Raw genomic sequence first — 26,380 nt, forward strand, 5'->3', positions numbered from 1 at the left:
CGTAGGTGACAGCCCCGCGAGGGCGGTTGCTCCTCAGGACAGCCTGATCAGCCCGTAATCGTAGGCGTGCCGTCGGTAGACCACGGACGGTCGCTCGGTGTGCTTGTCGTAGAACAAGAAGAAGTCGTGCCCCACCAGCTCCATCTCGTAGAGCGCGTCGTCCACCGACATCGGCGTGGCCTGGTGCTCCTTGGTGCGCACCACCTGCCCCGGCTCGTGGTCGAAGCCGTCCGACTCCGGCGTGGCGCCGTCGTGTTCGTGCTGGTCCACCGAGCCGCCGTTGGTGAGCGGCTGCACCGGCGGCGGTGACACCGCGGTCGCCTCGGACAGGGAGACCGGGGTCTTCTCGCCGTAGTGCACCTTGCGGCGGTCCTTGCCGCGGCGCAGCCGGCTCTCCAGCCGGACCACGGCGGACTCGAGCGCGGCATAAAAGCTGTCGGCGCACGCCTCACCCCGGACAACCGGCCCACGGCCCCGCGCGGTGATCTCCACGCGCTGACAGGACTTACGTTGGCGGCGGTTGCGTTCGTGCTTGAGCTCGACGTCGAACAGGTAGATGGTTTTGTCGAATCGCTCCGCGCGTGCGAGTTTCTGCGAGACATAGACGCGGAAGTGGTCGGGGATCTCAACGTTGCGGCCTTTGAAGACCACCTCGGCGTTGACGGTCGGTTCCTGCGCGTCGATTTCGACCGGCGGTTCGTCCAAAATCACGCCGGAATCCATGGTGGTGAGCCTTGACATACGTGACAACTCATTTCTCTTTTCACGTCGCACGCGACCTGCGTGTCGGCTTTCTACGAAGCGCAACGACGGGGTTGGAGAGCGGATCTCAAAGAGTGGTCACCGCCGCAGGCAGCCCGCCGGTGCAAGGTGTCGAATGCTCACCCCCTCCGCGTAGGGCGTCTCTACTGTGATTGCGACTGGAGACGTTGAAGGTTGTTTTCGACGTTAGCTCGTGTTCGCCTCGCCGTGCCACCGATTTGACGGACCCGTTGCGAGTTCTTCACATCCTCTTGGCGATTTCATTGGTTTGAAACGGATTCGACGGCCTCAGGCGGCCGCGAGCGCCAGCACCGCCGTCACCCGCAGGCCGGCCGCGGTCAGCACCCGCGCCGACTCGCGGGCCGTCGCCCCGGTGGTGACGATGTCGTCGACGACGAGGACGTCGGTGCGCGGCGGCCGACCGCGCAGCACCACCCGGCCGGCGAGGTTGCGCTCGCGCGCCGCGGTGCCCAGCCCGACCGAGTCGCGGGCCAGCGCCCGCATCCGCAGCGCCGGGACCACGCCGATCTCCGGGTGGCCGGCGACCGCCGCCGTCGCGATGCGGGTCACCGGGTCGCCGCCGCGCCGCCGCGCGGCCAGCCGCCGCGTGGGCGCGGGCACGATCGTCAGCGGGGCGTCGACCATGCCCCAGACCAGCAGTCGGTGCACGCCGGTGGCCAGCGCGCACGCCAGCGGCGCGACAAGGTCGCCGCGGCCGTGCTCCTTGACCCCCAGGATCGCCCGGCGGCGGGCGCCGGCGTAGCGGCCGAGCGCGAACACCGGCACCTGCGGGTCGACGCGCGGACTGATCAGGTGCGGCTCGTCCGGAGCGACGATCAGCTCGCCGGCACAGGCGTCACACCAGCGGGTCGCCGGGGCGCCACAGCCGCCGCACTGCAGCGGCAGAACCAGATCGAGCACACGGCCAGTGTGGCGGTCTACACCGACAGTCAGGCGCTGCGCGAGATCGCCCGATCGGCGCCGTCCCAGTCCTTCCAGCCGGCTAGCCGCTCCTGGTAAACGTCCTCCACGATCGGCAGCATCCAAGATCCGAAAATGGCTCTCAGTGGTGGCTTTTCCGCGTCAACGACCGAGAGCAGCGCGGCGGTCGTGCTGTCCGGGTCGGCCGGTTCGCCGAGGATGCTCGCGGCATACTCGTCCGCGTCCTGATGGCGCTTGTCGTACGCCGGTAGCCGGGTGGCGAGCTTGGCCGACGGCCCGGCCCAGTCGGTGGCAAAGAATCCGGGCTCGATCAGCGTCACTTTGACTCCGAAGGGCTCGACCTCGAAGGCCAGCGCCTCACTGAACGCCTCCAGAGCGTGTTTGGACGCGGTGTACAGCCCCAGGTTCGGGCCGCTGAAAAGTCCGCCGACCGACGACACCTGAAGGATGTGACCGCTGCCCTGCGCGCGCAGCAGCGGCAGCGCCGCCTGGGTAACCCACACGGCGCCAAAGAAATTCGTTTCCATCTGGTCGCGAACCTCACGCTCGGAGAGCTCCTCGGCGAAGCCGAACTGCCCATAGCCCGCGTTGTTCACCACCACATCGATCCGGCCGAAGTGCGCGTGCGCCTCCGCGACGCGTGCGAAGGCCGCCTCCCGGTCGGTTACGTCCAGCTCGAGCGGCAACACCGCGTCGCCGAAGCGCTGCACAAGATCGGCCAGGGCGGACGTATCGCGCGCCGTGGCGGCGACCTTGTCACCCCGCTCCAACGCGGCCGACGCCCACACCCGGCCGAAGCCCCGCGAAACCCCGGTAATGAACCACACTTTCGACGACATGCTTTGGCCTCCACGATCCGGTCGACGATTTTCGTCGGTCCGAGTGTTAACGAATCAGGCGGGCTGTTGTATTTCCTGAGCGCTTGGCTCAGCCCGGCAGCACCGGGGCGGCCCCGCCGGTCGTCAGGCCCGGCACCTCCGACCAGGTCGGCTGGCTTTCGGCCGCGGACGCCGAGTACTGCAGCACCCCTTGCGGCGCCGCGACGTAGATCGTCGACGGGTTGGCCGCGATCGCCGTCAGCGGAATCTGCAGGCCGTGCTCGGGTGCGTCGGAGTTCACGCCGTCGAGGTTGACGTACGACACCGGGTGGACGGCGTCGTTGCGGGTGACGACGATGTCGTCGCCGGTCCGCCAATACAGCGACACCACCGTGTTGCCCAGCCCGAACCCCAGCCGCCGCGGATAGGTCAGCGCGTACTGCCCGGCCTGCGTCTGCTCGACGCCGACGAGGATCACCTGCCCGGCGATCACCATCGCCGCCCGCGTGCCGTCCCGGGACAGCTGCAGGTCCGAGATCGGCCCGGGGAAGCGGCTCGCGACCGCGCCGGAATCCACCGGGATGCGGGCGGGCTGCCCGGATGCCGGCTCCTGAATGGCCCGCAGCACGTTGTTGGCGTCGACCACCACCCAGACGACGTCGTCCAGCGACCAGCTGGGCCGCGACAGGCTGTGCCCGTCGGCGGACTGGACCGCCTCGCCGCCGAGATCGCCGATCCACAGCGACTCCGCCATGTCGGGCGCGCCGCGGTGCAGCGTCACCACCGACGCCACCTGGCGCCCGCTGCGCGACAACGCCGCGCTGCTCTGGTCCGCCATCCGCCCGAACGCCCCGGGCACCAGGCTGGTGCGCTGCCCGTCCAGGCCGACCAGCGACCCGTTGACCAGGGCGTGCACTCCCGCGCCCGCGCCGTCGGCCACGCCGGGGTCGGTGGCCGCGACGTCGGAGGTGGTCCACCCGTCGCGGAACCGGTCGTCCAGCGGCGCACCGTCGGCGTTGATCACATAAGGGCCCCGGATGTCGGCTCGGGCCAGGGTCCAAATGATTTGCGCGGCAAGCAATTGCCGGCTGTGCGGATCGGTGGTCGACAGCTTCTCCAGCTCGATGCGCGCGCCACCGTAGCCCTTGCCGATGCCGTTCTTGCCGCCGTCGGCGCGCGTCACCGGCCCGCGCAGCCGCAGCGGCGGGGCGAGCAGGTTGCGCACCGTGTGCGCCATCTCGGGCCGCGGCCCGGCCAGCATCTTGGAGACCAGCTCGGTGGCCAGCTGATCGTGATCGGACACCGCGACGTAGCGGGGGTCGGGCACCACCGTCTTGCCGGTCGGGTCGGCGAAGTACAGCGTGTTTCGTTTGTAGGTGGCCTGAAACTGTTGCCAGTCAAGGAAAACGCCGTTGGGCAGCCGGTCGATGCGCCACCCGCCGGACGTCTTCACCAGCTCGATCTGCCCCGGGTCGGGCAGCGTGCCCTCGGCCGTCTCGAACACGCCGACGTCCGATAGCGAGCCCAGGATGTCGGCCCGCATGCTCGCCGAAACACGCTCGGCGCCACGGGTTTCCACGAACACCACGTGGTCGATCAACAGCGCGCTACCGGCGTCGTCCCAGGAGTTGGACGCCGACTGGGTGAGGAACTGCCGGGCCGCGAGGTGCCGGTTGGCCGGATCGGCTGTGGCCTTGAGGAATTCGCGCAGCAGCACGTCGGGGTCCATGCCGGGGGTCGGCTTGGGCAGGTTCGACGGGGCGGGCCGGTCGACGGTGCCGATGGCCTGCGGGGCCGAGGAGCTGGGTACCGCGGCGCAGCCCACGAGCAACAACGCCAACGACATCAGCGCCGCGAGCTTCCACCCGGGCTGCAGGCGCATCAACCGCTCCGCTCGGCGGGTTCGCGATGGCGCTGCCGCTTGTCCCGTTCCGGCGCAAGCGGTTCTGGGGTCGGCTGCGCGGACGGCGGGATCGGCTTCATCGGCAACGGGCTGGTGGTGACCTTGTGCCCGCGGGTCAGCGGCAACGTCAGCCGGAAGCAGGCGCCCTGGCCCGGCTCGCCCCACGCCTCCAGCCGGCCCTGGTGCAGCCGCGCGTCCTCGACGCTGATCGCCAGGCCCAAACCCGTTCCGCCGGAACGCCTTACCCGCGACGGGTCCGACCGCCAGAACCGGCTGAACACCAGCTTCTCCTCCCCCGGCCGCAGCCCGACACCGTAGTCACGGACGGTGACGGCGACGGTGTCCTCGTCGGCGCCCATCCGGATGTCGACCGGCTTGTGCTCGGCGTGGTCGATGGCGTTGGCGATCAGGTTGCGCAGGATGCGCTCGACGCGGCGCGGATCGACCTCCGCGATCACCCCTTCGTCCGGCATGTCGACCGCCAGCTCGATGCCGGCGTCTTCGGCCAGGTGGCCCACGTTGCTCAGCGCGCTCTGCACGGTGGTGCGCAAATCGACTGCCTCGACCGACAATTCGGCCACACCGGCGTCGTGCCGAGAGATTTCCAGCAGGTCGGACAGCAGCGACTCGAACCGGTCCAGCTCGTTGACCATCAGCTCGGTGGACCGCCGCAGCGTCGGGTCGAGGTCCTCGCTGTGGTCGTAGATCAGGTCGGCGGCCATCCGCACCGTGGTCAACGGCGTGCGAAGTTCGTGGCTGACGTCGGAGGTGAATCGGCGCTGCAGATTACCGAACTCCTCCAGCTGGGTGATCTGCCGCGACAGGCTCTCGGCCATGTCGTTGAAGGACACCGCCAGCCGCGCCATGTCGTCCTCGCCGCGCACCGGCATGCGTTCGGACAGATGGCCCTCGGCGAAGCGTTCGGCGATCCGCGACGCGGATCGCACCGGCACCACCACCTGGCGCGAGACCAGCAGCGCGATCCCGGCCAGCAGCACCAGCAGCACCGCGCCGCCGGTGATCATCGTGCCGCGCACCAGCGTGATGGTGGCCTGCTCGTTCTTCAGCGGGAAGATCAGGTAGAGCTCCAGGTTGGCCACCTGCGACGAGGTCGGCGTGCCGACGATCAGCGCCGGGCCCGAGAAGCCGTCGGTGTGCACCGTGGCGTATTGGTACGCGGCCTGACCCGCCCGGACGAAGCCCCGCAGCGAGTTGGGCACCTGGTCGACGGGGCCGGCGGTAGTCGCCGCGCGCGGGCCGTCGCCGGGCACCATCAGGGCGGCGTCGAAGGCACCGGCCAGGCCGGCACCCGAGGCCGTGTCGGTCTTGGAGGTAAGCGTGTTGCGGGCCAACTGGAGGCTGCTGTCCAGGGAGCGCGTCTCCTCACCGTTGACGATCCCGCCGACGGTGGTGCGCGCCCGTTCGATCTGCTCGATGGCGGCTTTGACCTTCACGTCGAGCACGCGATTGGTCACCTGGCTGGTCAGCACGAAGCCGAGCGCCAGGATTACTGCCAACGACAAACCAAGGGTGAGTGCGACAACTCGAAGTTGCAGCGAGCGGCGCCAGGCGATGCCGACGGCTCGACTCAACGCACTCATGCCCCGGGTCATGGGGCCGGTGCGCCCCCAGCGGTGACCGTGAATACGTCGCCGGGAGCCCCAGATCACGGAGGTCCGGCCTTGTATCCCACTCCTCGAACGGTCAACACCACGGTCGGGTTCTCAGGGTCTTTCTCGACCTTGGCCCGTAGACGCTGGACGTGCACGTTCACCAGGCGGGTGTCCGCCGGGTGCCGGTATCCCCACACCTGTTCGAGCAGCACATCACGAGTAAACACCTGGCGTGGTTTGCGTGCCAGCGCGACCAGAAGGTCGAACTCCAGTGGTGTGAGGGAGATCTGCTCGCCGTTGCGCGTGACCTTGTGCGCCGGGACGTCGATCTCGACGTCGGCGATGGACAGCATCTCGGCGGGCTCGTCGTCGTTGCGCCGCAGCCGTGCGCGCACCCGCGCGACCAGCTCCTTCGGCTTGAACGGCTTCATGATGTAGTCGTCCGCGCCCGACTCCAGGCCCAGCACCACGTCGACGGTGTCGGTCTTGGCCGTCAGCATCACGATCGGCACGCCGGAGTCGGCCCGCAGCACCCGGCATACGTCGATGCCGTTCATGCCCGGCAGCATCAGGTCAAGCAGCACCAAATCGGGCCGCAGCTCGCGCACCGCAGTCAGAGCCTGCGTGCCATCACCGATGACCGCAGTGTCGAAGCCCTCCCCACGAAGAACGATGGTCAGCATCTCCGCAAGCGAAGCGTCGTCGTCGACGACCAAAATCCTTTGCCTCATGGAGTCCATGGTGTCACCAGATCGGGATAAAACTCGGACACCACACGGGCGTTTCTCCTTGGAAACGGCCGAATCGTGACAAATCTGTGCTAGTTGGCGGCCAAATCGGCGGTCAGCCGGCCCGGATCGACGTCCGCGCCGACCACCAGCCAGCGCCCACCCCAGCCCGCGGCGGCAAGCTCGGCGTACACCGCGCCGGTGCGCTGCTGCAGTCCGTCGTCGCGTTCGTAGCTGTCGCGGGCGCGGCCCGGTTCGGACTTTTCCCGGTGCCGGGCCCGCTCGCCGGCGAGCTCGGCGGTGACCGCGAGCAGTATCTGCCAGTCGGGCGACGGCAGCCCCAGCCGCTGGTATTCGAGCGCCTGGACCCAGGCGACGGCCGGCCCGGCGGCGTCCTCGTGCAGGCGGGCGGCGCTGTAGGCGGCGTTGGAGGCGACGTAGCGATCCAGGATCACCACGTCGTGCTCGCGGCGCAGGCCGTCGATCTCGTCGATCGCGGCGGCACGATCCAGCGCGAAGAGCATCGCCATCGCGTACACCGAGGACGCCAGGTCACCGTGCTGGCCGTGCAGCGCCTCGGCGGCGACGTCGGCGGTCACCGACCGCCCGTAGCGCGGAAAGGCGCAGGTGGCCACCGTCTTCCCGGCGGCCTCGAACGAGTTGCGCAGGCCTTCGGTCAGCGTCCGCTTACCGGAGCCGTCGACGCCTTCGATCGCGATGAGCACGGCGCGAGCCTATCGGGCCCGCGCCGCCTCGGTGCGGATCAGTAGCGGTAGTGGTCGGCCTTGTACGGGCCGTCGACGTCGACGCCGATGTACTCCGCCTGCTCCTTGGTCAGCTTGGTCAGCTCGCCGCCGAGTGCCTCGACGTGGATGCGGGCCACCTTCTCGTCCAGGTGCTTGGGCAGCCGGTAGACCTCGTTGTCGTACTCGTCGTTCTTGGTCCACAGCTCGATCTGCGCGATGACCTGGTTGGAGAAGCTGTTGCTCATCACGAACGACGGGTGCCCGGTGGCGTTACCCAGGTTCAGCAGCCGGCCCTCGGACAGCAGGATGATCGACTTGCCGGTGTCGCCGAACGTCCACAGGTCGACCTGCGGGCGGATGTTGACCTTCGTGGCGCCGGACTTCTCCAGCCGCGCCACCTGGATCTCGTTGTCGAAGTGGCCGATGTTGCCCAGGATCGCCTTGTCCTTCATCGCCTTCATGTGCTCGAGGGTGATGATGTCCTTGTTCCCGGTGGTGGTGATGACGATGTCGGCCTCGCCGATCACGTCCTCCACCCGCTTGACGTCGAAGCCCTCCATCAGCGCCTGCAGGGCGTTGATGGGGTCGATCTCGGTGACGGTCACCCGCGCGCCCTGGCCGGCCACCGACTCGGCGGAACCCTTACCGACGTCGCCGTAGCCGCAGACCAGCACCTTCTTGCCGCCGATCAGCACGTCGGTGCCGCGGTTGATGCCGTCGATCAGCGAGTGCCGGCAGCCGTACTTGTTGTCGAACTTGCTCTTGGTGACCGAGTCGTTGACGTTGATCGCCGGGAAGGCCAGGTCACCGGCAGCGGCGAACTGGTAGAGCCGCAGCACGCCGGTGGTGGTCTCCTCGGAAACGCCCTTGATGGACTCCGAGATCTTGGTCCACTTGTCCTTCTCGGTCTCGAAGCGTTTGCGCAGCAGGCTCAGGAAGACCCGGTGCTCGTCCGAGTCGTCTTCCTCGTCGGGCGGCACCACGCCGGCCTTCTCGTACTGCGCGCCACGCAGCACCAGCATGGTGGCGTCGCCACCGTCGTCCAGGATCATGTTGGCGGGCTCGCCCGGCCAGGTCAGGATCTGCTCGGCGGCCCACCAGTACTCCTCCAGCGTCTCGCCCTTCCAGGCGAACACCGGGACGCCTTTGGGCTCCTCCGCGGTACCGTGCGGGCCGACGACGACCGCGGCGGCGGCGTGGTCCTGGGTGGAGAAGATGTTGCAGGACGCCCAGCGCACCTCGGCGCCCAGCGCGACCAGCGTCTCGATCAGCACCGCGGTCTGCACGGTCATGTGCAGCGAACCCGAGATGCGCGCGCCCTTGAGCGGCTGCACGTCGTGGTACTCGCGGCGCAGTGACATCAGGCCGGGCATCTCCTGCTCGGAGAGTTCGATGTCCCGTCGGCCGTAGTCAGCCAGCGAGAGGTCGGCCACCTTGAAGTCGATGCCGTTTCGCACGTCGGCGGTCAGCGATGCTTCGGTCGTCGTCATGGCGTGTCTGTTCCTTCTGCGGTTCAGGGGTTCAAGCAGTAATTAGCTTAGGTATGTTCTTCCGCCACTGTAGTCGGCGGCTTGGGGCCCGGCAGGTCAGGGGACGTTGATGACGCCGTGACGCTCGGCGAAGGGCGTCATCAGGCGGGCGAGGTCCTGCGCGACGTCGTGATCGGCCTCGGGCGGCATCGACACGTAGCTCAGCGCCAGCCGCACGATGGCCCGCGCCAGCACGCCGGCGTCCTCGTCGCTGGTGGCCACCCAAGTCTGGGTGAGCGCAGACGCCAGCCGGGTCGACGCGCGGGTGATGATGGGCGCGCTGTCGGTGGTGATCAGCTGCAACAGGTCAGGCTTGGCGACACCCGTGCGCAGCGAGGTCACCAGCGGGTCGGCCGCCGCCTCGGCGAAGAACGCGCGGAACCCCTGCAGAAACGCCTCGTAGATGTGGCCGACGTTGGCGTCGAGGGCTTCATGGATGGTGTCGACCAGGCGGTCGGCCAGGCGCAGGGCGTAACCCTGCGCCAGACCTTGCCGGGAGCCGAACTCGTTGTAGATAGTCTGCCGGCTGATGCCCGCGGCGCGGGCGACGTCGGACAGCGTGACGGCGGACCAGTCGCGGGTTCCCAGCAGCTCGCGCATCGCGTCCAGCACCGAGTCGCGAAGCAGGGCCCGCGACGCCTCGGCGTAGGGAATCCGCTTCACAGGCGCGACACTAGTTGCTGGTGCGCTCAGGATCGAGCTACCTCGACCATCTCGAAGTCGGTTTTCGCCGCGCCGCAGTCCGGGCAGCTCCAGTCGTCGGGGATGTCGTCCCAGCGGGTGCCGGGGGCGATGCCGTCCTCCGGCCAGCCCTTGGCCTCGTCGTACTCGAAGCCGCACTGCACGCAGATGAAGAGCTTGTAGTCGGTCATCGGTTCACTCCTGTCCAGTTGTTTCGAAATCTGCCTTCTCGCGCACCGCACAGTCGGGGCAGCTCCAGTCGTCGGGGATGTCGGCGAATGCCGTGCCCGCCGGAAAGCCTTCCCGCGGAGCGCCTTTCGCTTCGTCGTAGGTGTAGTCACAGCCGGGGCAGCGGTAGGCGATCATGCCGCGACCGCCTGGGACGCCCCGTATTTCGCCAGCAGCTTCTCGCGCCGGCGCGGCTGCAGGTTGACGCGGGTGATGTCGCCGTCGTAGTGCGCGAGCACCCGGTGGTCCATCACCTTGCGCCACAGCGGCGGGAAGTAGGTCAGCGAGATCATCGACGCGTATCCGCTCGGCAGGTTGGGCGCGCCCTCCATGCTGCGCAGCGTCTGGTAGCGCCGCGTCGGGTTGGCGTGGTGATCGCTGTGCCGCTGCAGGTGGTAGAGGAACAAGTTGGTGACGACGTGGTCGGAGTTCCAGCTGTGCTCCGGGGTGCAGCGCTCGTAGCGGTCTCCCGCGTTCTTCTGCCGCAGCAGTCCGTAGTGCTCGAGGTAGTTGACGGTCTCGAGCAGCCCGAAGCCGAACACCGCCTGGATGACCACGAACCCGATCAGCGCCGGGCCGAAGATCGCGATCAGCGCGCCCCACAGCACCACCGACATCGCCCAGGCATTGAGGACGTCGTTGGACGGATACGTCTTGGGGTTCCACGGGCTGTCGCCGTGGCGGCGGATGCGCTGGGCCTCCAGCCGCAGCGACGAGCGCAGGCTGCCAAAGACGCTGCGCGGCAAGAACTCCCAGAATGTCTCGCCGAAGCGCGACGACGCGGGGTCCTCCGGGGTGGCGACGCGCACGTGGTGGCCGCGGTTGTGCTCGATGTAGAAGTGCCCGTAGCAGGTCTGCGCCAGGGTGATCTTGGACAGCCACCGCTCCAGCTCGTCCTTCTTGTGCCCCATCTCGTGCGCGGTGTTGATGCCGACGCCGCCGAGGACGCCGACCGACAGCGCCACGCCCAGCTTTCCGGCCCAGCCCAAGCCGCCGTCGAAGCCGAGCCAGTGCAGGTTCGACGCGGTGAACAGGTAGGCGCCCAGCACCACGCTGAGGTACTGGAACGGGATGTACACGTAGGTGCAGTACCGGTAGTACCTGTCGTTCTCCAGCTGCTCCATCACCTCGTCGGGCGGGTTCTGCCCGTCCGGCCCGAAGAACAGGTCGAGGGCGGGAAGCAGGACGTAGAGCAGGATCGGCCCGATCCACAGCGGCACCTGCGCGGCGGCGTGCCAGCCGAGCTGGTTGAGCCCCCAGGTCAGGGGCAGCATCACGAACAGCGCGGTCGGGGCGATCAGCCCCATCAGCCAGAGGCGACGTTTCTTGTCGCGCCATGCCGCGGGCGCACTGGCTTCGGGGACTGACGGGGTGGGCCTGAGAGTGGTCATGCTTTGGACAATACGACGCTATGCGTCTCCTGTCTAGACAAAAGACGTATGTTTGTAAAGCGAGGCGAGGCGCTAGACGCGGGCCTCCTCGACCTCGCGCCGGCCCTGTTTCGAGTGCCGATAGCCGTAGCCCAGGTAGATCGCGGTGCCCACGACCATCCAGACGGCGAACCGCACCCAGGTCAGCGCGGTGAGGTTGACCATCAGCCACACGCACGCGCAAATCGAGGCGATCGGCAGCACCGGCACCCACGGCGCGCGGAACCCGCGCGGCAGGTCGGGACGGGTCCGGCGCAGCACGATGACCCCGGCCGAGACCAGGATGAAGGCGAACAGGGTTCCGACGTTCACCATCTCCTCGAGCTTGGTGATCGGAAACACCGCGGCGGTTACGGCGACCACCACCGCGACCAGGACGGTGATCCGCACCGGAGTGCCGCGGCTACCGGTCTTGGCCAGCGAGCGCGGCAGCAGGCCGTCGCGCGCCATCGCGAACAGCACCCGGCACTGCCCGAGCATCAGCACCATCACCACGGTGGTCAGCCCGGCCAGCGCCCCGATGGCGATGATTTCGCTGGCCCAGTGGATTCCGTTCGCGGCGAACGCGGTGGCCAGGTTCGCCGGCTTGCCGCCGGGGGCCGTCTTGAGCTGGGTGTAGGACACCATGCCGGACAGCACCACCGAGACCGCGACGTAGAGGACGGTCACGATCGCGAGCGAGACCAGGATCCCCTTCGGGACGTCGCGCTGCGGCTCCTTGGTCTCCTCGGCCATGGTCGCCACGATGTCGAATCCGATGAAAGCGAAGAACACGATCGACGCCCCGGCCAGCACGCCGTACCAGCCGTAGCTGCTGCTGTGCGCGCCGGTCAGCAGCGACAGCACCGACTGGTTGATGCCCGACACGTCGTGCCCGGCTTCGGGTTTCGGGATGAACGGCGAGTAGTTGGCGGCCTTGATGTAGAACGCACCGACGACCACGACCAGAATGACGACCGAAACCTTGATCGCGGTGATCACCATGGAGACCCGCGACGACATCTTGGTGCCGGCGGCGACCAAGGCCGACACTCCCAAGACGATGATCAACGCGCCCCAGTCGAGGTTGACCGGCCCGAGTTTGATTGTGCCGCCGGCGAATCCGAACACCGTGCCGAGGTAACTCGACCAGCCCTTGGATACCACTGCGGCGCCGATCGCCAACTCCAGCAGCAGGTTCCAGCCGATGACCCAGGCCAGGAATTCGCCGAAGGTGGCGTAGGAGAAGGTGTACGCGCTGCCCGCGACCGGCAGGGTCGACGCGAACTCGGCGTAACACAGCGCGGCCAGCGCGCAGGTGACCGCCGCGATGGCGAACGAAATCCAGATCGCGGGGCCGGTGATGTCGCCGGTGGTCGACGCGGTCACCGTGAAAATGCCCGCGCCGATCACCACCGCGACGCCGAACACCGTCAGGTCCCGCCAGGTGAGGTCCTTGCGCAGCTTCGTGTCCGGCTCGTCGGTGTCCTCGATCGACTGTTCAACCGACTTCGTGCGCCATCGATTGGCCATTCCTCAGCCCTTTCCCGCCTAGTTGGGGCCCCGTTGGTACCGCACAGTACTGGGTAGTCTGCGTGGATGGGGGTCACGGAAGTAAACGTCAGGGACCATGCGGTAGTCGTCGGGGGCAGCATCGCCGGCCTGTGCGCGGCGCGGGTGCTCGCCGATCGCTACTCGACGGTCACGGTCTACGAGCGCGACGAGTTGCCGAGCGCACCGGCCAACCGCGCGGCCGTCCCGCAGGACCGGCACTTACACATGCTGATGGCGCGCGGGGCGATGGAATTCGAGGACCTGTTTCCCGGCCTGCTCAAAGACATGGTGGCCGCCGGTGTGCCGATCCTGGAGAACCGTCCCGACTGCATCCACCTCGGCGCCGCGGGTCACGTGCTGGGGACCGGGCACACGCTGCGCGACGAGTTCACCGCGTACGTCCCCAGCCGGCCGCACCTGGAATGGCAGATTCGCCGGCGCGTGCAGGCCATCGACAACGTCTCGATCCAGCGGCGCTCGGTCGCCGAGCCGCGCTTCGACGGCGCGCGCGGCCGGGTGACCGGTGTGCTGCTGGATCCCGACGGTCCGGGCGCCGAGCCGCAGTTCGTGGCGGCCGACCTCGTGGTCGACGCGGCCGGCCGCGGCACCCGGCTGCCAACCTGGTTGACGCAGTGGGGATTTGAGCGCCCGACCGAACAAGTCGTGGACATCGGCATCAACTACGCCACCCACTACTTCCGCATCCCGGAGGGGCTGATCCAGGAACGCGTCGTCGTCGCCGGGGCCTCCCACGACCTGTCGCTGGGGCTGGGCATGCTGAGCTACGAGGACGGCACCTGGGTGCTGACGACGTTCGGGGTGGCCAGCGCCAAACCACCGACGGAATTCGGCGAGATGCTGGCGCTGGCCCACAAACTGCTGCCCGCGCACTTCAACGAGGCGCTGGCGCAGGCGCAGCCGGTGGGCGACCCGTCATTTCACGCGTTCCCGGCGAGCAAATGGCGACGCTACGACAAGCTGGACCGCTTCCCGGCCGGCATCCTCCCGCTCGGCGATTCCGTGGTCAGCTTCAACCCGACGTTCGGCCAGGGCATGACGATGACGGCGTTGCAGGCCGGTCATCTGCGACGCGCCCTGCAATCCGGAACCGACGACCTGGCGACCGAAGTCAACCGCGCGACCGCCAAGACCACCTTCCCGGTGTGGACGATGAACGCGATCGGCGACGTCACCTTCCACCACGCCGACACCAAGGGGCCGATGCCCTGGTGGTACCGGCCGTCGGGCGCGCTGTTCGACCAATTCCTGGGCGCGGCCGAGACCGAACCCGTTCTGGCCGAATGGTTTTTGCGCCGATTCTCGCTGCTGGACAGCCTGTACATGGTCCCGCCGCCGCGCATCCTCGGCCGCACGATCGCTCACAACATGCGGCTGTGGCTGCGCGGGCGCCGCGAGCAGCGGGACGCGGCCAAGGCCGCGGCCGTCACAAGCCCACGGTCGCCCTGAACAGCTTGGCGGGCTCGCGCGAGACCAGCCGGATCGGCACGTCGTCCGCGGGCACCCAGGCCACCTGGCCGCGCTCCAGCACCAACGACCCCGTTTTCCCGTGGACGGTCGTCGATCCGTCGACGCACAACAGGATCTGCGGGCCTTCGTGGCTCGACGACGCGTCGACCTCGTGGCCCAAATGCTCGCCGTCGATGGACAACAACGCGACCGCGAACTCGGGGGCCGCGGTCTCGTAGATCAGCCCGATCCCCTCGCGGCGAACGTGCGGGCGCAGCTGCGACTCGGCGGTGGGCGCAAAGTCCAAGACCCGCAACAACTCCGGCACGTCGACGTGCTTGGGCGTCAGCCCGCCGCGTAATACGTTGTCGGAGTTGGCCATCACCTCGATCGCGAAGCCGCGCAGATACGTGTGCAGGTTGCCGGCCGGCAGGTAGATGGCCTCGCCGGGCGCCAGGCTGATGCGGTTGAGCAACAGCGCCGCGAGCACACCGGCGTCGCCGGGATAGCGCTCGCCGAGTTCCAGCACCGTCTTGGCTTCCGCGGCGAATTCCGTTGCGCCCGAGCTGAGGTACTGGATGGCACCGTCGAGCACCGCGGGCACCAGCACGTCGATGTCGGGCTGCGGCGCGGTGATCCAGGTGGTGAACAGCGCCCGCAACCCGTCCGCGTCGGACTGGTCGTTCAGCAGCTCGATGTAGGGGTCGAGGTCGGAGACCGACAGCGCCCGCAGCAATTCCGTGGTGCGCGACGCCTGCCGGAAACCGGCCAGCGCCTCGAACGGCTGCAGCGCCACCAGCACCTCGGGCTTGTGCGACGTGTCGCGGTAATTGCGCACCGGCGAGTTCACCGGGATGCCCAGCTTCTCCTCCCGCAGGTAGCCCTCGACGGCCTGCGCCGCGCTCGGGTGGGCCTGCAGCGACAGCGGCTCGTCGGCGGCCAGCACCTTCACCAGGAACGGCAGCACGTCGCCGAACCGGGCGCGCGACGCGGCGCCGAGCTGACCCTCGGGGTCGGCCGCCAGGGCCTGCAGCAGGGAGGTTTCGCCGTGGTCGGTCTCGAGCCAGGCCGGATCGCCGGGGTGCGCGCCGAACCAGAGTTCGGCCTCGGGATGGGCCGCAGGAACCGGACGCCCGGTGAATTCGGCGATGGCGGTGCGCGATCCCCAGGCGTAGGTCCGCAAGGCTCCGCGAAGCAGTTCCACTTTCTTCTTTATCCCCGCACCAGTCGCAAGTAAACGGCGGCCATCTCCAGCCGAACGGCCAATACTGCCAGTTGCTGCTCGGCGCGACCCGCACCGGTCGACGGCTGCGGCGCATCGGGCACGTCCTGGGCCGTGACCAGATAGGCGTCGTCCAGCCCGGCCACCCGCGCGGCCGTGACCGTCCGGTCGTCGGTCAAGGTGAGCGCCAGCACCCGCAGCCGCTCGGGCAGCGGCCCGTCGAACTCCTCGTCGTGGAACAGGGCGTCGGCCGAGGAGGCCGCTTGATCCAATCCGGAGCCGAACCCGGCGGTGGAGCGCAGCGCGACAACCGCATCCGCCAGCCCGGCGGCCGCCACCACGTGATGGGCGACGCGCAGCATGGTCGAGCTGCCGTGCCGGGCCAGCGCCAGCATCCCGGCGCCGTCGCCGGCCAGCGCCACGTGGTGCTCGGACAGGCGCGCGGCGATTGTCTTGGCGGGGTTGGTGAACAGGTCGCGCGCGGCGCTGTTGCGCAGCGCCTCGGCGTCCAGCTCGTCGGCCAGCGCGGCCAGGTCGATGCTCAGCCGGGGGTCGACGGCGTGCAGCGTGGCCAGGCCGGCGGCCAAGTAGCGGCACAGCCCGAATTCGTCGGGCACCGGAAGCCGCGGCGCGAGCACCGCAGTGCGCCCGGCGGTGGAGTCGCGCAGCGGTCCCTCGTAGGGAGCGGCGACGACGACGCGGGCACCGCGGCGCACGCCGGTAGCGGCCGCACCGACGATGGCGGGATCGCCGGGATCGTCGGTCGCGACGACCAATACGTCGAGCGGGCCCACCCACGGCGGGGCCTCGCTGAGGACCGTGATGGGCGCCGACGCCGCGCCACCCAGCGTCGCGGCCAGCATCGCGCCGGCCGACTCGGCGCTCCCCCGGCCGGCCACCCAGATCACGCTGCGGGCGCGGTCGGAGCTGCGCAGCGTTTCCAGCGCGCCCTCGTCGACCGCCGCGGCAATCGCGCGCACCTGGGCACCGGCCGACGACGCGGCCCGCAGCAGGCCGTCCCGATCGGCGGCGAGCAAGCCGTCGGCGTCCTCTAGGTCGATCGCCCGGGTGGCATTCATGGCGCGGCCCCGTCGGGGGCCGCCACGGCGGTGATCTCGGCACTGATCTGGGCGACCACCGCCTCGACGTCCTCGGTGGTGCGGCCCTCGGCGTTGAGCCGCAGCAACGGCTCGGTGTTGGAGCTGCGCAGGTTGAACCAGCTGCCGTCGCCCAAGTCGACGGTCACCCCGTCCAGGTGGTCGATGGAGTGGATCCGGCTGCCGAACGACTTCAACACGGCCTCGGTGCATTGCGAGGCGTCGCCCACGGTGAAGTTGATTTCGCCGGACGATTCGTAGCGGTGGTAGTCCGCGGTCAGCTCCGACAGCGGCCGGTCCTGCTCGCCGAGCGCGGCCAGCACGTACAGCGCGGCCAGCATCCCCGAGTCGGCCCCCCAGAAGTCCCGGAAGTAGTAGTGCGCGGAATGCTCGCCGCCGAAGATCGCGCCGGTGTCGGCCATCATCGCCTTGATATAGGAGTGGCCCACCCGCGAGCGCAGCGCGGTGCCGCCGCGTTCGGTGACGAGCTCGGGCACCGCGCGCGACGTGATCAGGTTGTGGATGATCGTGGCGCCGATCTCGCGGCCCAACTCGCGGGAGGCCACCAGGCTGGTCACCGTCGACGGCGACACCGACTGCCCGCGTTCGTCGACCACGAAGCAGCGATCGGCGTCGCCGTCGAAGGCCAGCCCGATGTCGGCCCCGCAGTCGAGCACGCAGGCCTGCAGGTCGACCAGGTTCGCCGCGTCGAGCGGGTTGGCCTCGTGATTGGGGAACGAGCCGTCGAGCTCGAAGTACAAGGGCACCAAGGTGATCCAGTCGATGGCACCGAGCACGGCAGGGGTGGTGTGGCCGGCCATCCCGTTGCCGGCATCCACGGCCACCCGCAACGGGCGCAGCTTGGAGGTGTCCACCAGCGATCGCAGGAACGCGCCGTAGTCCCCCAGCACGTCTTGGTCGCTGACGCTGCCCGGCTGCCCGTCATAGGATGCGACCCCGGCGATCAGGTCCGCACTGATCACGCGCAGCCCGGTCTCGGCGCCGACGGGCTTGGCTCCCGCCCGGCACAGCTTGATGCCGTTGTAGGCCGCGGGGTTGTGGCTCGCGGTGAACATCGCGCCGGGGCAGTCCAGCAACCCCGAGGCGAAATACAGCTGATCGGTGGACGCCAGCCCAATGCGCACCACGTCGAGGCCCTGGCTCCTGACCCCGGCCGCGAAGGCCTCGGCGAGCCCGGGCGAGCTGTCCCGCATGTCGTAACCGATCACCACGCGCCGGGCGCCCTCGTCGCGCATCAGCCTCGCAAAGGCCGCCCCGACGCCGCCGACGAACGAGTCGTCGATCTCGTCGCCTACCAGCCCACGGACGTCATAAGCCTTGATGACACGGTGGACAGTCTCGGCAAGCCGGGACATGCGGGGGCCTCCTGACGCCATGAATTGGTTCGCGCTTCGACGTCAGCCTATCGGCCCCCCGGGGCGCTAGTCAGGGCTAGTCGCTGGGATCGGGCAACACCCGAAGATGTCCCCGCCGGCGTCCGGACCGGTGCTCCGGCGGCGCGAGCAGCCCGCTGCTCGGTGCGGTGGCGTGCGGCCCGCTGTGGTGGACGTGCGGATCAGCAAATCCGTTGACCGGCGCGGCTAAGGGCACGCCGCCGTCGCCGGGGCCACCCTCGCGCACGGCATCGGCCAGGGCGACCAGGTCGTCCTCGTCGGGGTTAGTGGGCTCAATATTCAGAGGCCCGGCGTGGCGCACCAGATCCCACCCGCGAGGTGCGGTGATCCGGCCGGCGTGGTTGACGCACAGGTCCCACGAATGCGGCTCGCGCGCGGTGGCGAGTGGACCTACGACTGCCGTCGAGTCCGAGTAGACGAACGTCAAGGTCGCCACGGCGTAATGCGGACACCCGGGCCGGCAGCAGCGACGGGGAACGTTCACGTCGCAAAGGCTATCGTGCGGAAACGCCCCCGAAGCGCCGGACACGCGCAACTCCTGGGCGCACGGTTCCGAACCGTTATCAACGGCGGACAACCCGTTACCATCGGCGCGTGGGCGATTCGCGCAGCACCCCGCGCGGCGGCCCGTCGGACGCTCGGTCCGGCGGACGCTCGGCGCATCGTGCGGTACGGCGCGGGCGCGATATGCGCGGCCCGCTGCTGCCGCCGACGGTGCCCGGCTGGCGCAGCCGCGCCGAGCGCTTCGACATGGCCGTGCTGGAGGCCTACGAACCCATCGAGCGCCGCTGGCACGACCGTGTGACCGAACTCGACGTCGCGGTCGACGAGATCCCGCGCATCTCGGCCAAGGACCCCGACAGCGTGCAGTGGCCGCCGGAGGTCGTCGCCGACGGACCCATCGCGCTCGCCCGGTTGATCGCGGCAGGCGTCGACGTCCGCGGCAATGCAACCCGGGCACGAATTGTGTTGTTCCGCAAACCCATCGAGCGACGCGCCAAGGACACCGTAGAACTCGGCGAATTGCTGCACGAGATCCTGGTAGCTCAGGTGGCCATCTATCTGGACGTCGAGCCGTCGGTCATCGACCCGACGATCGACGACGATTAGCCCAAGGCGGGCTTCGAAGATCAGATGATGCCGCGCTTGAGACGGCGGCGCTCCCGCTCGGACAGGCCGCCCCAGATGCCGAAGCGCTCGTCGTGCGCCAGAGCGTAGTCGAGGCACTCATGCCGGACCTCGCATCCCAGGCAGATTTTCTTCGCTTCGCGGGTGGAGCCGCCCTTCTCCGGGAAGAAGGCCTCGGGGTCCGTCTGCGCGCACAGCGCACGGTCCTGCCATTGGTCGGGGGTGAGCTCGACCTCCGGCAACGGCTCGGGCTCGAATGCGACTGGCGCATCGGGAACCACGGTCAGGTGCGGCCGGACGATTGGCGTCGCTACTGAGCCAATCGCGGTTTGCGGTATGCCTGTCATAATGCCCCGAAGGTGCTCATAAGACATGCTTGTCCGCCTCCTCAGCTAGATTTGAGAGAGTGAAAGTTGTCCACTGTTCTGATGTAACCGACAATTCGAACAAGTGATCGAATCTCGGTCTGCGACACCGGAACCGGCCGGCTAACCGGGAAATGACACTGATGTGATTAGACACGGGTTGATCTGCCGGGTCAAGCGTTTCGGCGCATTTCCATATCATCTCGTGACCAAATTTCGGCGTTTCTGTTGTAGCGGGCTTTCGGCGTGTCGATCACAGGCACGTAACACTCCTCCAATTCGTCGTCAAAAGGGGCCTCGCAGTGGCACTATCGCTGGCCGGTACTGTCGTGCGATGTGAAGGTCACCGTTCTCGTCGGTGGGGTCGGCGGCGCCCGTTTCCTACTAGGGGTTCAGCAGCTGCTGGCCCTAGGGCAGTTCGGCGCAGTCGGATCCGATACGACCGGTCATGAACTGACTGCGGTCGTCAACATTGGCGACGATGCCTGGATTCACGGATTGCGCGTGTGCCCCGATATGGACACCTGTATGTATACCTTAGGTGGAGGCGTGGACCCGGAGCGAGGGTGGGGCCACCGCGACGAAACCTGGCATGCCAAAGAGGAATTGGCGCGTTACGGCGTGCAGCCGGACTGGTTTATGTTGGGCGATCGCGACCTGGGCACGCACCTGGTGCGCACCCAGATGCTGCAGGCCGGCTACCCGCTGTCACAGATCACCACGGCGCTGTGCGACCGCTGGCAGCCGGGGGCGGTGTTGGTGCCCGCCACCGACGACCGCTGCGAAACACACGTGGTGATCACCGATCCCGCCGACGACAGCCGCCGGGCGATCCACTTCCAGGAGTGGTGGGTGCGCTACCGGGCCCAGGTGCCCACGCACAGCTTCGCTTTCGTCGGCGCCGAAAAGGCCAGCGCGGCAACCGAAGCGCTGGCGGCCATCGCCGGGGCCGACGTCATTTTCCTGGCGCCGTCCAACCCGGTGGTCAGCGTCGGGGCCATCCTGGCCGTGCCCGGTATTCGCGGCGCGTTGCGGTCGGCCAGCGCGCCGGTCGTCGGCTACTCCCCGATCGTCGGCGGAAAGCCGTTGCGTGGCATGGCCGACGAATGCCTCAAGGTCGTCGGCATCGAATCCACCGCCGAGGCGGTCGGCCGGCACTTCGGCGCGCGGCAAGCCACCGGCATCCTGGATGGCTGGCTGGTGCACGAGGGCGATCACGCCGACATCGACGGCGTCGCGGTGCGCTCGATCCCGCTGTTGATGACCGACCCGAAGGCGACGGCCGAGATGGTGCGCGCCGGGCTCGAGCTTGCGGGCGTGACGATGTGACCGACTCCCCCATCGAGCACGGCACCGCCGCGGCCATCGAGATCCTGCCCGTCGCGGGGCTTCCCGAATTCCGCCCGGGCGACGATCTGGGTGCCGCGCTCGCCGGCGCCGCGCCGTGGCTGCGCGATGGCGACGTCGTGGTGGTCACCAGCAAGGTCGTGTCCAAGTGCGAGGGCCGGCTGGTCGCGGCGCCGGAGGATCCCGAGGAGCGCGACGAGCTGCGCCGCAAGCTGGTCGAGGACGAGGCCGTGCGGGTGCTGGCCCGCAAGGGCAAGACCCTGATCACCGAGAGCCGCATCGGGCTGGTGCAGGCCGCCGCCGGCGTCGACGGCTCCAACGTCGGCCGGGCCGAGCTGGCGCTGCTGCCCGTCGACCCGGACGCCAGCGCGGCGGGGTTGCGCGCGGCGCTGCGCGAGCGGCTGGGCGTCGCGGTCGCGGTCGTCATCACCGACACCATGGGCCGGGCCTGGCGCAACGGGCAGACCGACGCCGCGGTGGGTTCGGCCGGTCTGGCTGTGCTGCATGGCTATTCGGGTGCGGTCGACGAGCACGGCAACGAGTTGGTGGTCACCGAGATCGCGGTGGCCGACGAGGTCGCGGCGGCGGCCGATCTGGTCAAGGGCAAGCTCACCGCGATGCCGGTGGCCGTGGTGCGCGGGCTGACCGTCGTCGACGACGGCACGACGGCCCGGCAACTGCTGCGCGCCGGCGAGGAGGACCTGTTCTGGCTCGGCACCGCCGAGGCCATCGAGCTGGGCCGGCAGCAGGCGCAGCTGTTGCGCCGATCGGTGCGCCGTTTCTCCGCCGAGCCGGTGCCGCCGGAGCTGATCGAGGCCGCCGTCGCCGAGGCCCTCACCGCGCCCGCCCCGCATCACACCCGGCCGGTGCGATTCGTGTGGCTGCGGACCGGGGCCACCCGGACCCGGCTGCTGGACCGCATGAAGGACAAGTGGCGCGCCGATCTCGCGGGCGACGGGAAGGCCACCGACGCCGTCGAGCGGCGGGTCGGACGCGGCCAGATTCTCTACGACGCCCCCGAGGTCGTCATCCCGGTTCTGGTGCTCGACGGCGCACACAGCTATCCCGATGCGGCGCGCACCGACGCCGAGCACACCATGTTCACCGTCGCCGTCGGCGCCGCCGTGCAGGCGTTGCTGGTGGCGCTGGCCGTGCGCGGCGTGGGCAGCTGCTGGATCGGCTCGACGATCTTCGCCGCCGACCTGGTGCGCGCCGAGCTCGGACTGCCGGACGACTGGGAGCCGTTGGGTGCCATCGCGATCGGCTACGCCTCCGAAGAAGGGGGACCCGGCGGCCCCCGCGAACCCGCCGATGCCGAAGATTTGCTGATCCGCAAGTAATACTGAGCCGATGAAGACGTTCGCGGGCAAGGCGGCGGCGTCTGCGGACAAGGTGCGCGGCGGGTACTACACGCCGGAGCCGGTGGCCCGGTTTCTGGCCGGCTGGGTTCGCCAGGCCGGGCCCCGCATCGTCGAACCGTCCTGCGGCGACGGCCGGATCCTGCGCGAGCTCGCCGCGCTCAGCGACCGGGTGCGCGGCGTGGAGCTCGTCGCGGCCGAGGCGGCGAAGGCGCGCGAGTTCGCACCCGTCGACACCGACAGCCTGTTCGCCTGGCTGGCCAACACCGGCGCCGGCGCAGGCCGCTGGGACGGCGTCGCGGGCAACCCGCCCTACATCCGCTTCGGCAACTGGCCGGCCGAGCAGCGCGAGCCCGCGCTGGAACTCATGCGCCGCGAGGGCCTGCACCCCAGCAAGCTGACCAACGCCTGGGTCCCGTTCGTCGTCGCGAGCACGGTGCTGGTGCGCGACGGCGGCCGGGTGGGCCTGGTGCTGCCCGCCGAACTGCTCCAGGTCGGTTACGCCGCACCCCTGCGCGAATTCCTGCTGGCCCGATTCCGCGACATCACCCTTGTCACGTTCGGGCGGTTGGTGTTCGACGGCATCCTGCAGGAGGTCGTGTTGTTTTGCGGCGTCACCGGTGCCGGCCCGGCGCGGATACGCACGATGCAGCTCGTCGATGCGAGCGAGCTCGCGAGCGCGCGGCTGCCCACCGGCTCCGCCCCCGCGCTGCTGCATGAGAACGAGAAGTGGACGAAGTATTTTCTGGACCCTGATGCGATAGGGCTGCTGCGGTCCCTGAAGCGGTCCGACGAGATGGCCCCGCTCGGGTCGGTCGCCGAGGTCGACGTCGGCATCGTGACGGGCCGCAACAGCTTCTTCACCTTCACCGACGCGCAGGCCCGCGATCTGGCGCTGCGGCCGCATTGCGTCCCGCTGGTCTCGCGCAGCAGCCAGCTGTGCGGCCTGGTCTACGACAACGATTGCCGCGCAAGCGATCTCGCGGGCGGCCACCGCACCTGGCTGCTCGACGCGCCGCCGGACCCGACGGACGCCGCGCTGCTCGCGCACATCGAGGCCGGCGCGGCCGCGGGCGTGGACCGCGGCTACAAGTGCTCCATCAGAAAGCCGTGGTGGACCACGCCGTCGCTGTGGATCCCAAACCTGTTGATGCTGCGCCAGATTCATCTCGCGCCCCGGCTGACCGTCAACGCGGCCGGGACGACTTGCACCGACACCGTGCATCGGGTGCGGCTGACGGACCCCGCGACCGAGCCGCGCGCGCTGGCCGCGGCGTTCCACAACAGCGCGACGTTCGCCTTCGCCGAGATCATGGGCCGCAGCTATGGTGGGGGCATCTTGGAGCTGGAACCGCGGGAAGCCGAGCAGCTGCCCATTCCCCCACTGGCGCACGCCGGCGGGGAACTCGCCGCCGACGTCGATCTGTTGTTGAAGGCCAACGAGCTGGAGAAGGCCCTGGACCTCGTCGACCGTCGGGTGCTGATCGACGGGCTCGGCTGGTCGCCGGATGTCGTGGCGCAGTGCCGCGCGGCGTGGATGACGCTGCGCGACCGCCGGACGAAGCGGGGGTCGCGGTGAGCGTCCGGGAGTCGGTGCGCACGCTGCTCGCCGACTGGCGGCCGCCCGACCCGGAACAGGACGCGCTGCGCCATGCGGTGCTGTCGTTCGTGGACGCCCGCGCCGACGCCTGCGTGCGCGAGTGCGTGCCCGGCCACGTCACCGCGTCGGCGTTGGTGCTCGACGCCACCGGCACCCGGGTGTTGCTGACTTTGCATCCGCGCCTTGGCAAGTGGGTACAACTCGGCGGGCACTGCGACGACGACGATCCCGACATCGCGGCCGCCGCGCTGCGCGAGGCGGTCGAGGAATCCGGCGTCGCAGACCTGCGACTGGCGCCCGGGCTGACGGCGATTCACGTCCACCCGGTCACCTGCTCGCTGGGTGTGCCGACGCGCCACCTGGATCTGCAATTCGTCGCGCACGCGCCGCCAGACGCGCAGATCGCGATCAGCGACGAGTCCGACGACCTGCGGTGGTGGCCGGCCGACGCGTTGCCGGACGGCACCGACCACGCGCTGGCCTATCTGGTCGCGCGGGCCACGGCGCCGGCGGGTTAGACGTCGGACGAGTAGCGGATGCCGCCGTCGGGAATCGAGACGCCGGGCCACACCCGCGCGCCGCGCAGCAGCTCGCAGCGCGCACCGATGTCGGCGCCGTCGCCGATCACCCCGTCGCGGATCAGCGCCCGCGGGCCGATGCGCGCGCCGAAGCCGATGATGGAGCGCTCGATCACGCAGCCGGCCTCGATCTTGACGCCGTCGAAGATCACCGCGCCATCCAGCCGCACGCCCGGGCCGATCTCGGCCCCACGCCCGACGACCGTGCCGCCGATCAGCAGCGCACCCGGCGACACCGCCGCGCTGTCGTCCACCAGCTGCTCGCCGCGGTGGCCGCCCAGCGCGGGCGAGGGCGCGATGCCGCGCACCAGGTCGGCCGACCCGCGCACGAAGTCCTCGGGCGTGCCCATGTCGCGCCAGTAACTTGTGTCGACGTAGCCGCAGAACTTGACCGCGTCGTCGGCCAGCAACGACGGGAACACCTCACGCTCCACCGAGACCGCGCGACCGCGCGGGATCCGGTCGATGATCTTGCGCTCGAAAACATAGGTGCCGGCGTTGATCTGGTCGGTCGGCGGATCCTCGGTCTTCTCCAGGAACGCGGTGACCCGGCCGTCGTCGGTGGGCACGCAGCCGAACGCGCGCGGGTCGCCGACCCGCGTCAGGTGCAGGGTGACGTCGGACTGCCTGGCGTTGTGGAACTCCAGCAGCTGGCCCAGGTCGAGACTGGAGAGCACGTCGCCGTTGAACACCATGACGGTGTCGTGGCGCAGCTTGTCGGCGACGTTGGCGATGCCGCCGCCGGTGCCCAGCGGTTGGGACTCGGTGACGTAGTCGATCTCGAGCCCCAGCTGCGAGCCGTCGCCGAACTCCGCCTCGAACACCGCGGCCTGATACGACGTCGACAACACGACGTGCTTGATGCCCGCCGCGGCGACCCGCGACAACAGGTGGGTGAGGAAGGGCAGCCCCGCGGTGGGCAGCATCGGCTTGGGCGCCGACAGCGTCAGCGGCCGCAACCGAGTGCCCTTGCCGCCGACCAGGATCACCACATCGACTGGGGGACTTGACAATTCAGCGCCGCCCTTCTGCCAGAGAACGCTTCCGCGAGTTGCGCACCATCAGCCGCGAACGCACCGCCAGCGATGCCCGCAGCGTCCAGCGCAGCGGGGCCAGCCACCAACCGGAAAACCGATCGGCCAGGAACATGTACGTGCTCTTATGGTGGGCCGCCAGATAGCTCGCTGGATCGCGACCGGTGGAGTGGCCCTTGTTGTGCAGGACCTCGGCGGTCGGCACGTAGACGGACAGCCAGCCGGCCCGGCCCAGCCGGTCGCCGAGGTCGACGTCTTCCATATACATGTAGTAGCGCTCGTCGAAGCCGCCCACTTGCTCAAAGGCCGAGCGGCGCACCAGCAGACACGATCCCGACAGCCAGCCGACCGGGCGCTCGCTGGGCTCGATCCGCTCCTGTCGGTAGGCCGCCGTCCACGGGTTGCGTTTCCAGAACGGCCCCACCACCGCGTGCATGCCGCCGCGGATCAGGCTCGGCAGGTGGCGCGCCGACGGGTAGACCGACCCGTCGGGGTCGCGGATCAGCGGGCCCAGCGCCCCGGCGCGCGGCCAGCGGTTGGCGGCATCCAGCAGCGCGTCGATGCTGCCGGGCCCCCACTGAACGTCGGGGTTGGCCACGATCACCCAGTCATCGACTCCCCCGCTCTGCGACAGGTGCCGGACCGCGCGGTTGATCGCCGTGCCGTAGCCGAGGTTGGCGCCGGTGTCGAAGAACCGCACGTTGGGATAGCGGTCCAGGGCCTCCTGCGGGGTGCCGTCGGTGGAACCGTTGTCCGCCAACAGCACACTGACCGGGCGCTCGGTGGCCAGCGCCAGGGAAGCCAGAAAACGCTCCAGGTGCGGACCTGGCGAAAAGGTCACGGTCACCACCGGCAG

26 protein-coding genes are annotated in these 26,380 nt (G+C 69.3%); 6 read left to right on the forward strand and 20 right to left on the reverse strand.

Translation table 11 applies throughout. From position 1 onward, the window contains the following. Positions 1 to 33: 33 nt before the first annotated feature. The 13 genes from hpf to MRAB57_RS01845 form a co-directional block, all read right to left on the reverse strand. Entirely contained in the window at positions 34 to 723 is a 690-nt protein-coding gene (hpf, locus tag MRAB57_RS01785; protein ID WP_425436800.1) for a ribosome hibernation-promoting factor, HPF/YfiA family, read from the reverse strand. Positions 724 to 1,050: 327 nt separating this feature from the next. Beyond that, the gene (locus MRAB57_RS01790) at positions 1,051 to 1,683 is read right to left on the reverse strand and encodes a ComF family protein (RefSeq protein WP_077086030.1); all 633 of its coding nucleotides are present in this window, start codon (positions 1,681 to 1,683) and stop codon (positions 1,051 to 1,053) included. A gap of 29 nt (positions 1,684 to 1,712) precedes the next feature. Continuing rightward, entirely contained in the window at positions 1,713 to 2,543 is an 831-nt protein-coding gene (locus MRAB57_RS01795; RefSeq protein WP_077086031.1) for an SDR family NAD(P)-dependent oxidoreductase, read from the reverse strand. 88 nt (positions 2,544 to 2,631) lie between these two features. After that, the gene (gene lpqB / locus MRAB57_RS01800; protein WP_077086032.1) at positions 2,632 to 4,404 is read right to left on the reverse strand and encodes an MtrAB system accessory lipoprotein LpqB; all 1,773 of its coding nucleotides are present in this window, start codon (positions 4,402 to 4,404) and stop codon (positions 2,632 to 2,634) included. Further along, on the reverse strand, positions 4,404 to 6,095 hold the full coding sequence (mtrB, locus tag MRAB57_RS01805) for an MtrAB system histidine kinase MtrB (RefSeq protein WP_077086033.1): 1,692 nt from the start codon (positions 6,093 to 6,095) through the stop codon (positions 4,404 to 4,406). Before mtrB ends, lpqB begins: the two co-directional genes overlap by 1 nt. After that, positions 6,092 to 6,778, reverse strand: coding sequence for a two-component system response regulator MtrA (mtrA, locus tag MRAB57_RS01810; protein WP_007168097.1), 687 nt, complete (start codon positions 6,776 to 6,778; stop codon positions 6,092 to 6,094). The genes mtrB and mtrA overlap by 4 nt, the downstream gene beginning before the upstream one ends. Before the next feature lie 80 nt (positions 6,779 to 6,858). Then, complete coding sequence (locus tag MRAB57_RS01815; protein WP_077086034.1) at positions 6,859 to 7,491, reverse strand: dTMP kinase; 633 nt, start codon at positions 7,489 to 7,491, stop codon at positions 6,859 to 6,861. Positions 7,492 to 7,529: 38 nt separating this feature from the next. After that, on the reverse strand, positions 7,530 to 9,002 hold the full coding sequence (ahcY, locus tag MRAB57_RS01820; RefSeq protein WP_077086035.1) for an adenosylhomocysteinase: 1,473 nt from the start codon (positions 9,000 to 9,002) through the stop codon (positions 7,530 to 7,532). A 96-nt stretch (positions 9,003 to 9,098) separates the two neighbouring features. After that, positions 9,099 to 9,704, reverse strand: a complete 606-nt coding sequence (gene alkX / locus MRAB57_RS01825) for a TetR family transcriptional regulator AlkX (RefSeq protein WP_077086036.1) — start codon at positions 9,702 to 9,704, stop codon at positions 9,099 to 9,101. A 26-nt stretch (positions 9,705 to 9,730) separates the two neighbouring features. After that, positions 9,731 to 9,913 carry a rubredoxin gene (locus MRAB57_RS01830; protein ID WP_077086037.1) on the reverse strand — a complete coding sequence of 61 codons (183 nt, stop codon included), beginning with the start codon at positions 9,911 to 9,913 and terminating at the stop codon, positions 9,731 to 9,733. 4 nt (positions 9,914 to 9,917) lie between these two features. Beyond that, positions 9,918 to 10,088, reverse strand: coding sequence for a rubredoxin (locus MRAB57_RS01835; protein ID WP_077086038.1), 171 nt, complete (start codon positions 10,086 to 10,088; stop codon positions 9,918 to 9,920). Continuing rightward, complete coding sequence (locus MRAB57_RS01840; RefSeq protein ID WP_077086039.1) at positions 10,085 to 11,341, reverse strand: alkane 1-monooxygenase; 1,257 nt, start codon at positions 11,339 to 11,341, stop codon at positions 10,085 to 10,087. The genes MRAB57_RS01835 and MRAB57_RS01840 overlap by 4 nt, the downstream gene beginning before the upstream one ends. Positions 11,342 to 11,413: 72 nt before the next feature. Then, positions 11,414 to 12,892 carry an APC family permease gene (locus MRAB57_RS01845; RefSeq protein WP_077086040.1) on the reverse strand — a complete coding sequence of 493 codons (1,479 nt, stop codon included), beginning with the start codon at positions 12,890 to 12,892 and terminating at the stop codon, positions 11,414 to 11,416. A 66-nt stretch (positions 12,893 to 12,958) separates the two neighbouring features. Between MRAB57_RS01845 and MRAB57_RS01850 the strand changes: the two genes are divergently transcribed. Next, positions 12,959 to 14,380 carry an FAD-dependent oxidoreductase gene (locus MRAB57_RS01850; protein ID WP_077086041.1) on the forward strand — a complete coding sequence of 474 codons (1,422 nt, stop codon included), beginning with the start codon at positions 12,959 to 12,961 and terminating at the stop codon, positions 14,378 to 14,380. On the opposite strand, the gene manA is transcribed toward MRAB57_RS01850, so the two are convergent. The 4 genes from manA to MRAB57_RS01870 form a co-directional block, all read right to left on the reverse strand. After that, on the reverse strand, positions 14,358 to 15,584 hold the full coding sequence (gene manA, locus MRAB57_RS01855) for a mannose-6-phosphate isomerase, class I (protein ID WP_077086042.1): 1,227 nt from the start codon (positions 15,582 to 15,584) through the stop codon (positions 14,358 to 14,360). The genes MRAB57_RS01850 and manA overlap by 23 nt on opposite strands. Before the next feature lie 8 nt (positions 15,585 to 15,592). Next, the gene (locus tag MRAB57_RS01860; protein ID WP_077086043.1) at positions 15,593 to 16,681 is read right to left on the reverse strand and encodes a TobH protein; all 1,089 of its coding nucleotides are present in this window, start codon (positions 16,679 to 16,681) and stop codon (positions 15,593 to 15,595) included. Further along, positions 16,678 to 18,075: a phosphomannomutase/phosphoglucomutase gene (locus MRAB57_RS01865; protein WP_077086044.1), complete on the reverse strand. Its 1,398-nt coding sequence runs from the start codon at positions 18,073 to 18,075 to the stop codon at positions 16,678 to 16,680. The genes MRAB57_RS01860 and MRAB57_RS01865 overlap by 4 nt, the downstream gene beginning before the upstream one ends. A gap of 76 nt (positions 18,076 to 18,151) precedes the next feature. Beyond that, positions 18,152 to 18,598 (reverse strand): DUF3499 domain-containing protein, encoded by a 447-nt coding sequence (locus MRAB57_RS01870; protein WP_216823721.1) that lies wholly within the window; start codon positions 18,596 to 18,598, stop codon positions 18,152 to 18,154. Positions 18,599 to 18,801: 203 nt separating this feature from the next. Between MRAB57_RS01870 and MRAB57_RS01875 the strand changes: the two genes are divergently transcribed. After that, entirely contained in the window at positions 18,802 to 19,224 is a 423-nt protein-coding gene (locus MRAB57_RS01875; protein ID WP_077086046.1) for a metallopeptidase family protein, read from the forward strand. 20 nt (positions 19,225 to 19,244) lie between these two features. Here MRAB57_RS01875 and MRAB57_RS01880 read toward each other — a convergent pair whose 3' ends face one another. Further along, on the reverse strand, positions 19,245 to 19,589 hold the full coding sequence (locus tag MRAB57_RS01880) for a WhiB family transcriptional regulator (RefSeq protein WP_077090330.1): 345 nt from the start codon (positions 19,587 to 19,589) through the stop codon (positions 19,245 to 19,247). Positions 19,590 to 19,943: 354 nt separating this feature from the next. Between MRAB57_RS01880 and cofD the strand changes: the two genes are divergently transcribed. The 4 genes from cofD to MRAB57_RS01900 are packed head-to-tail and all read left to right on the forward strand — an operon-like array spanning position 19,944 to position 24,430. Next, positions 19,944 to 20,936, forward strand: a complete 993-nt coding sequence (gene cofD, locus MRAB57_RS01885) for a 2-phospho-L-lactate transferase (RefSeq protein WP_077086047.1) — start codon at positions 19,944 to 19,946, stop codon at positions 20,934 to 20,936. Continuing rightward, entirely contained in the window at positions 20,933 to 22,294 is a 1,362-nt protein-coding gene (locus MRAB57_RS01890) for a coenzyme F420-0:L-glutamate ligase (RefSeq protein ID WP_077086048.1), read from the forward strand. Before cofD ends, MRAB57_RS01890 begins: the two co-directional genes overlap by 4 nt. A 10-nt stretch (positions 22,295 to 22,304) precedes the next feature. Further along, positions 22,305 to 23,891 (forward strand): Eco57I restriction-modification methylase domain-containing protein, encoded by a 1,587-nt coding sequence (locus MRAB57_RS01895; RefSeq protein ID WP_077086049.1) that lies wholly within the window; start codon positions 22,305 to 22,307, stop codon positions 23,889 to 23,891. Next, positions 23,888 to 24,430 (forward strand): NUDIX hydrolase, encoded by a 543-nt coding sequence (locus tag MRAB57_RS01900; RefSeq protein WP_077090331.1) that lies wholly within the window; start codon positions 23,888 to 23,890, stop codon positions 24,428 to 24,430. Before MRAB57_RS01895 ends, MRAB57_RS01900 begins: the two co-directional genes overlap by 4 nt. On the opposite strand, the gene manB is transcribed toward MRAB57_RS01900, so the two are convergent. Continuing rightward, complete coding sequence (gene manB / locus MRAB57_RS01905) at positions 24,427 to 25,503, reverse strand: mannose-1-phosphate guanylyltransferase (RefSeq protein ID WP_077086050.1); 1,077 nt, start codon at positions 25,501 to 25,503, stop codon at positions 24,427 to 24,429. The two genes, MRAB57_RS01900 and manB, sit on opposite strands and share 4 nt — an antisense overlap. Before the next feature lies 1 nt (position 25,504). Beyond that, positions 25,505 to 26,374 (reverse strand): glycosyltransferase family 2 protein, encoded by an 870-nt coding sequence (locus MRAB57_RS01910; protein WP_173813992.1) that lies wholly within the window; start codon positions 26,372 to 26,374, stop codon positions 25,505 to 25,507. Positions 26,375 to 26,380: the final 6 nt, after the last annotated feature.

Origin of the sequence: Mycobacterium rhizamassiliense (assembly GCF_900157375.1) — a bacterium.
Taxonomy (GTDB): domain Bacteria; phylum Actinomycetota; class Actinomycetes; order Mycobacteriales; family Mycobacteriaceae; genus Mycobacterium; species Mycobacterium rhizamassiliense.